The sequence below is a fragment of the Streptomyces viridosporus genome (assembly GCF_002078235.1).
In the GTDB taxonomy this organism is placed as follows: Bacteria; Actinomycetota; Actinomycetes; order Streptomycetales; family Streptomycetaceae; genus Streptomyces; species Streptomyces viridosporus.
In genome coordinates this window covers 458-672 of the sequence record NZ_MSGP01000906.1, presented here as the reverse complement: position 1 = coordinate 672, position 215 = coordinate 458, and the positions used below count along the sequence as shown (strand labels likewise).

Here is a 215-nt window from a genome sequence, read left to right as displayed (position 1 = left end):
CGGAGGTGCGGCCGGGGGAGGTGCGGCCCCCGTTCCCCGGCACGTCGGACGCGGAGTTCGTGGGCGCGGCGGACTGGGTGGCGCGGTGCCAGGACGGCCGGTTCTGACGGGAGACCCAGCCCGAACGGCACCGGTCCTACCTGCTGATTTTCGCCATCCACAGAAGTTATCCACAGGTCAGCTTCTCGACCTGAGGACAAGTCGACAGCCTCGCC

The 215-nt window shown here is 69.3% G+C and carries 1 pseudogene; it reads left to right on the top strand.

The features are described 5' to 3' along the window. Window positions 1-107 (top strand): annotated as a pseudogene (locus B7L92_RS40090) (prephenate dehydratase); the annotation flags it as partial. Between the last annotated feature and the right edge of the window lie 108 nt (window positions 108-215).